The sequence below is a fragment of the Streptomyces alkaliterrae genome (genome assembly GCF_007097205.2).
GTDB classification, from domain to species: Bacteria; Actinomycetota; Actinomycetes; order Streptomycetales; family Streptomycetaceae; genus Streptomyces; species Streptomyces alkaliterrae.
On the sequence record NZ_VJYK02000350.1, the window covers coordinates 1 to 5,444 of the forward strand.

6 protein-coding genes are annotated in these 5,444 nt (G+C 71.4%); 1 reads left to right on the forward strand and 5 read right to left on the reverse strand.

The window, feature by feature from the left end:
- Positions 1 to 51: 51 nt before the first annotated feature.
- From FNX44_RS23370 to FNX44_RS23390, 5 genes are all read right to left on the reverse strand, one after another.
- Entirely contained in the window at positions 52 to 1,359 is a 1,308-nt protein-coding gene (locus FNX44_RS23370; protein WP_228450147.1) for a CpaE/TadZ family protein, read from the reverse strand.
- Between the two features lie 28 nt (positions 1,360 to 1,387).
- A complete protein-coding gene (locus FNX44_RS29575) occupies positions 1,388 to 2,455 on the reverse strand; it encodes a secretion protein snm4 (protein WP_143650815.1) in 1,068 nt (355 codons plus the stop codon).
- A gap of 175 nt (positions 2,456 to 2,630) precedes the next feature.
- On the reverse strand, positions 2,631 to 2,789 hold the full coding sequence (locus FNX44_RS23380; RefSeq protein WP_153507654.1) for a hypothetical protein: 159 nt from the start codon (positions 2,787 to 2,789) through the stop codon (positions 2,631 to 2,633).
- 182 nt (positions 2,790 to 2,971) lie between these two features.
- The gene (locus FNX44_RS23385; RefSeq protein WP_143650817.1) at positions 2,972 to 4,000 is read right to left on the reverse strand and encodes a hypothetical protein; all 1,029 of its coding nucleotides are present in this window, start codon (positions 3,998 to 4,000) and stop codon (positions 2,972 to 2,974) included.
- Between the two features lie 229 nt (positions 4,001 to 4,229).
- The gene (locus tag FNX44_RS23390) at positions 4,230 to 5,045 is read right to left on the reverse strand and encodes an FxLYD domain-containing protein (RefSeq protein WP_143650818.1); all 816 of its coding nucleotides are present in this window, start codon (positions 5,043 to 5,045) and stop codon (positions 4,230 to 4,232) included.
- 174 nt (positions 5,046 to 5,219) lie between these two features.
- On the opposite strand from FNX44_RS23390, the gene FNX44_RS29205 reads away from it, so the two are divergent.
- Positions 5,220 to 5,444, forward strand: a 225-nt coding sequence (locus tag FNX44_RS29205) for a hypothetical protein (protein WP_228450148.1), incomplete at its 3' end; no start/stop codon positions are given.

Genomic DNA, 5,444 nt, shown 5'->3' on the forward strand with positions numbered 1-5,444 from the left:
CCTGCCCCCCATGTCCGCTATGCCCCTCGCCTCCCCTCTGGTCGGCTCGGCTCACGCGCGGGGGCGGCCGGTCTGCCCACCGGAGTTCGCGCGTGCCATACAGGCGGCGGCGAGCCGGGCGGCGGCCTCGCGGGTGTGCTCCCCGAGCAGTTCGGTCTGGATCGCGCCGCCCGCCGCGAGGTGCCGGTCGTACGGTATGGACACCACCGCGGGGCCGCCGACCCCCAGGCGTTCGACGGCCTTCGCCTCGTCGAGGGCGGTGTCCGGCACGGCGTGCGCGAGGGCGACGACCGTGGTCGGCAGCATGCTCGTGTGGAGACCGCCCATCCAGTCGAGTACCGACCGCGTCGCGGCGACGCCCTCGACGGTCGCCGGTGTGACGAGCACCCGCGCGTGGGTGGTGATGAGCGCGGCGCGGGCGACCTCCGCCGGCAGCGTCTCGCAGTCCACGACCGTGGTGCCGAAGTAGTTGCGCAGGGAGGTCATCACCGTGCGGTAGGTCTCGATGTCCAGTTTGGCGCCCACCGAGCCCTGGCTGGCGGGGAGCAGCCAACCTCCCCCGGCCAGCCGCACCAGATAGCCGGTGATGTCCGTCAGGCGCATCGACGGCTGGACGATGCGGGCGAGGTCCTGGCAGGTCCAGCGCACCTCGACCGCGCCGAGCCGCCCCGGCAGCGTGCCGAGCGCCGGGTCCGCCTCGACCGTCAGCACCGGGTCGTTGCGGTAGTGCGCGTAGGTGAGGGAGAGCAGGGCGGCGACGGTGGACTTCCCGGCACCGCCCCGGATGCTGGTGACGGCGATCTGCCGGCAACTGGTCAGCGGCTGCTGGATGGCCCGGGCGGTCTCGGTCGCCACGGCCGTCTCCCGGGCCACGGAGGAGACGAGGCGCCGCAGCGTGCGGGCGGTGCGGCGGGGGACGGTGTCGCCGTGCGGCGACCGCCGTGCGACGTCCGCCATCTCGGGCGCGGTGACCGGAACCGACACGGGTACGGAGACGGGCGGAGCGGGTGCGAAGGCGTTCACCGGCGTCGCCGGGTACGTCCCGGCGACGGACGCGGCAGCGGACGCGCCGGGTGCCGTCGGCGCGGCGGGGGCGGACGGCCTGGTGACCTCCTCAGGCGTGCCACCGCGCGCTTCGGGCGCGGCGGGTTCCGCGTCCAGCGGTGTGAACCCGGGCGGGGGCGCCGGCACACCGCCACCGGGCGGTACCCCGCCACCCGCCGGCACGGCGGGACCGGACGGTGTCGTCCGGGGGCCGGCGGCGGCCGGGGGCGTCGTCGGCATCGGCGGGAGCCCGACGCCCGGTACCGCCGGCGGCTGTCCGTCCCGCCGGTCCGTCGTCTCTTCCGGTGCCGACATCTCTACCGTCCCCTCGACGTACTTCAGCTCAGAACGAGTCGACGAAGCGGTCGTACAGCCCGCACGCGCCCAGTGCGACCGGCAACAGCAACACCACGGCGGTCGACTCGGCCACGTTCATCGTCTGCCGTGCCCGTCTCCGGACCTGCTCGGACGGCGGTGCCGCCAACGGCACCAGCGGCAGCAGGCACAGCACGCCGAGAGCCACCAGCGGACCGACGGCCGTCCCGGCCGACCACACCGCCACCACCCGTACCGCCAGCAGCAACGCACCGGCCAGCAGCGCCAGCACCTCCACGGTGAGCGGGTAGGCGCGGCAGCGGGAGACGAGCAGCAGAGCCACGAGAAGCGCGCAGCCGAAGCCCCAGCCGGCGGCGCCGTCAACCGCCAACCAGCCGCCGGCCGTCGCCGATGCCGCCGCCACGATGCTCACGGGAGCCAACTCCCGGTGTGTGACGGCAAGCGCCGTGTCCACCTCGTGGCGGCGAACGGTGGCGGCGTCGGGTCGACGCACGTTCCAACGGGTGAGCCCCGTCGACGCGAGCGCGAGACGCGGCACGACCCCCAGCACCAGGACGGACACCACGCCCAGCACGGCTCCGGCCGTCGCCGCTTCCACGACGGCCAACGCACCCGCCCACAACACCGCGCCGGCCACCACGGCTCCCGCCGCGACCACCGCCGCACGGAACCGGTCGGTGCGCCAGCCGAGCAGCGCGACCGTGCCGCCTAGGGCCGCACCGCCCGCGACCAGCCGGATCTCTACCGCCTGCAAACCGAGCCAGGCGGCCAGAGCGAGGAGCGACCCGCCGAGACCGAGCAGCGGAACACCGGCGGCACGACGCCCGCCCCTGCAGAGCAGCGCCCCGCCGACCACAGCGGGCAGCGCGACGGCCGCCCCCACCGCCGCAGCGGCGCCGGAGCCGAGCCGCACAGCCGCCAGACCCGCCGTCGTCAACGCGAGGAGCACACTCGCCGCTCCGGCGACCCGCGCCGCCGTCCGTTCATCCCAACGCGTCCAGTCGGCATACGACACAGCCGGACTCGTCTGGCGGGACGCGGCGTCGGCCGGCCTCGTGGCGGTGGTGGTCAGCATGACGCGAAGGTCCCTTCGGCGAAGGAACCGTCAGAGTGTGAGTGCGGCACCCCAGTCCCCTCCCGGCAGCCCATGTGCATCGCCATACTTTACGGCTCTGACACGACCGGCCCCAGAGGGCCCCGCAAGTCCGCCGGCCGGCCCGCCGGCGGTTCACGACTCCGCGCTGCTGCGATCAGTCGAACTTGCCGTCCCCGGCCGTCCAGAGGACGTTCGCGGGAGCAGAGCCCTCGGTGTCCGCCTTGACGGGCTCGGCCGCCACCCCGGACTCCTTCTGGCTGGGAGAACCGTTCCCCGACAACATGCCGGCGCCACCGCCCCAGAGGAGAAGCACCAGTGCGGCTCCCGCCCCCAGAGCCGCAACACCACGACGTCGTGTTCCGTTACGCATGTCCCCCACCTCCGAAGCCAACCGCCTTGACGCGTCGGGCGGTTCACAACCGGCGACGCTCACTCGCGGCCCCAGTATCGCTGACCATGCCGACCCTGACCACAAGTCCGGCGTGGCCGCACGGGTCATGACGACGCGCGCCAGAAGGTCCACTTCGGCTCGGGGTCGGCGGACTTGAAGGAGACGGTGGCGGGGCGGTCGCCCTTGGGGAGGAAGTGGATCGAGCACTCGGTGACGGTGGCGCCCGGCTTGACCATCTCGTTCGGTACGGCGTCCGGGCACTGCTCGACGCCCGGGCCGCCGATGCTGATGAGCGTCAGCTTCCGGCTCTGGACTCCGCCCGCGCTGTTGAGCACGACGTTCTTGGCCATGCTGGGAAGAACGTCCTGGTCGCCGTTGTTCCGGTACTGGATGGTCACGTAGTACGGGACCTTCTTGCGCGTGGCGTCGCTCAGCCTGAAGCGGCTCAGGTCGTCCAGGCTTCCCTCGCGCACACTCTTCGGCGTGGCCGTGATCGGGATCAGGTCGCCGCTGCGATCGACGGCGGAGTCGGCGGACTTGCCCTTCGGCAGCACGCTGTCCGAGTCGGACTTGCCGTCCCCGGCCTTCCAGAGGAGGGTGTCGCTGTTGTCGTCGGCGTACGCGACGGTCGCGGGAGCAGCGCCCTTGGCCATCATCACCAGTGCGCAGACCTCCACCGTGTCGCCCGCGGTGATGCCGACCGGGTCGTTCCCGGAGCACTTCGGCGTCTTTCCGGACTGCGTCGACGAGAAACCGGACATGAGCGTGATGGCCTTGCCCGGGACGCCGGCGGCGTCCACCAGGGACAACTTCCCTGTCAGGCCCGGACGCGTCAGCGGCTCCTCGCCGCCGTTGGTGAAGGAGACGGTCAGGTAGTAGGGCTGCATCCCCTTGAGGTCGTCCTTCAGCCGGACGTTCTCCAGGTCGGATGCCGCCCCACGCTGCAGGCTCTTGGGCTCGACGGTGATGTCGTGGGACTTCTTGTCGCGGTCGGTCAGCGTCGCCTTCCGCGCCTCGGTCTCCAGCGTGACGGGCTCGGCCGCCGCGCCGCTCGCCCCGGACTCCTTCTTCTGCCCGGAGGAGTCGTCCCCCGACGACGTGTCGCCACCGCAACCAGAAAGGAGAAGCGCCAACGCCGCTCCCGCCCCCACAAGCCCAACACCCCGACGCCGTGCTCCGCTACGCATGTCCCCGTCTTTCGCATCCAACTGCCTTGCCGCGCCACCGGTCACCACCGGCGACGCTCATGTGCGGCCCCAGTATCACCGACGCCGCCAGCCGCGATCAAAAGGCGCCTGGTCCTGGCCCGCCACCGGGTTCACCGCACACGTACTCGAATAGCCTGTCTGAACGCGCTCACGCTCAGATCTGACACATCAGGGGATCGTCGGTCGAGCCGTCGCAGTAGTCCACCTGCTTGACCTTCACCGTGCGCACCTCCGCCAGCTCGCCGTTTTCGATGGTCTCGTCGTAGAAGGTGACGTCATCACGCCAGGTCTTACCGGGGCCCAACCGCTCGACGGACGCATGGGTCTGGCCCAGGTAGTCGTCGTCCTTGTCGTAAGCCTCCACGACCACCCAGTAGTTCGCCGCCTTGCTGCCGCTGTTGGTGACGGTGAGTCTCACGCGGTAGCCGGTCACGCCATACTCGGTCTCGGCCCCCTGGGAGACGATCCTGACGTCGGCGAAGTGCCTGCTCGACGCCGACGTGGCGTCGCCCTTCTCCGAGGCGCCGGAAGGATCTCCCGGGGCGGCGTCATCGCACTTGTCCATACGCCACTCACCTCCCTCGCGAACCCAGCGCGCGCCGTCGCCGTCCTCGGAATCGAGAGCGGGGACGCCGACGGTGGCCTTGACGCGAGCCGAGTCGCCGCGCAGCTCAGTGACCCTGATGTTCTTGGGGGTGAGCTTGCCGTAAAGCTCGTGGGCGAGGGCGGCGGCCTGCTCAAACTCGCCACGGTTCGTCGTCTTCCGGCAGCGCTCGGACAGCATGCCGTAAGCGGTGGCGCTCTCGCCGCCGCTCACCGCGGCGAGATAACTCTCGACCGCCTTCTCCAGCTCCTCGGTGCCCGCGCCGCTGTCACCGCTGTCGCCACCGGAACTGCCGTTGCCGCCGCAGGCAGTGAGAGTGAGGCAGAGAGCGACGGTCAGCGTTGCGGTGACGGCGCGGATACGCATGGGCTATCTCCGATGACTGGCTGTCACGAGAGCGTAGCCACGAAGTGCTCCGGCCCGTACCCGTCTTGGGGAGAGCGCACCCTTTCGGCTACACCCTCGCCGGGCCGGGAACCGTCGGGCGGTCGCTCCGTGCGGGGCACTGCCGCGCCGAAGCGCCCGCCAGCTCGTAGGCGCGTGCACGAAGACGCCCCTGGCCTGGGGCCGCAGCAGCCCTGGTCCTGCACGAAGGCACGTCAACTCGGTGTCGGCGACGAGCGATACACGTGGTCGGGCGCCGATGCTGATGAGCGTCAGCTTCCGGCTCTGGACTCCGCCCGCGCTGTTGAGCACGACGTTCTTGGCCATGCTGGGAAGAACGTCCTGGTCGCCGTTGTTCCGGTACTGGATGGTCACGTAGTA

What these genes read in the sequence shown, in the direction of transcription:
- FNX44_RS29575 (WP_143650815.1), bottom strand. Translation starts at nt 2,455, where the DNA reads ATGCTGACCACCACCGCCACGAGGCCGGCCGACGCCGCGTCCCGCCAG.
- FNX44_RS23370 (WP_228450147.1), bottom strand. Translation starts at nt 1,359, where the DNA reads ATGTCGGCACCGGAAGAGACGACGGACCGGCGGGACGGACAGCCGCCG.
- FNX44_RS23390 (WP_143650818.1), bottom strand. Translation starts at nt 5,045, where the DNA reads ATGCGTATCCGCGCCGTCACCGCAACGCTGACCGTCGCTCTCTGCCTC.